Source organism: Bacillus mobilis (assembly GCF_001884045.1).
Lineage (GTDB): Bacteria > Bacillota > Bacilli > Bacillales > Bacillaceae_G > Bacillus_A > Bacillus_A mobilis.
Genome location: NZ_MACF01000109.1, coordinates 1 through 1,045 on the forward strand (window position 1 = coordinate 1; position 1,045 = coordinate 1,045).

1 pseudogene is annotated in these 1,045 nt (G+C 31.8%); it reads left to right on the forward strand.

The features are described from left to right. Positions 1-970: pseudogene (locus BAQ44_RS18455) on the forward strand (IS200/IS605 family accessory protein TnpB-related protein); the annotation flags it as partial. Between the last annotated feature and the right edge of the window lie 75 nt (positions 971-1,045).

A 1,045-nucleotide genomic window follows, 5' to 3' on the forward strand; every position in this document is an offset into this window, starting at 1 on the left:
ATATCCAATCAAGAATGGAAAGATTTGCGGACACGACAATTATATTCTCGTGGAGATAAAAGCAAAAAGCCCACGAATCAAAGTTCCGATTATCATTCCATATCATTTTTATCATCAAATCACAAATGTCGTTATGGGAAAGCAACTCGGTGTAAATCCAAAAGGAAAACCGATTATAGAGCATCAAAAATATAGTGTAGAAATCATTCGTAAACAAAATGAATTTTATGTGAATATTACGTTTGATGAAACAGAAATAGGTCGTGTACTAAATTTCAAGGAAACACCACAATCAGATGTAATTGCAGGAATTGATGTAAATCCGGACCGTATTGCAGTTAGTTTATGTACAAAACAAGGTAATTTTAAAGGTTCAAAAATTTTTTATCTACACAATCTGAATACGTTTTCAACAAACAAACGCGCCACGATAATTGGACAAATCGTACAACAAATTAAAACATGGTTGTTGGAAAACAATGTAGGTGGAATTGTTTTAGAAGATTTAAAGTTTCAACAATCTCATGATACTGATAAATACAGTAATCGTAATTTGCATCAATTTACGTATAAAAAGATGTTGAACAGTTTAATTCGTATGTCTCTTCGTAACGGATTTTCTGTTAAAACAGTAAACCCCGCTTATACAAGTGTGATTGGAAAATTAAAATACAGTAAAAATTTCGGTATTAGCGTTCATGAAGCAGCCGCCTTCACGATCGCAAGACGTGGATTAGAATTGCAAGAACAATTACCAAAAGAGATTATATTATTATTAAAAAAACAAATTACAACAAAACTGCGTATTCTTGTTGCTTCCATGGAAGAAAGTAAAAAGAATACGCAAAAAGTATATAAAAAATGGTTACAAACAATTCAAACGTGGAAAGAATATCACAATTGGAAATTGTGGAGCATTCTTCACAAAACTGTTTATATGAGCAATCAACAATTCGTATTTAAAATTTAAATGAGAAGGGGGGTACTGGTTTATTTCTTATAACCTCTTGCATACTACTGACTTGGATGAATGGTAGTATGCAAG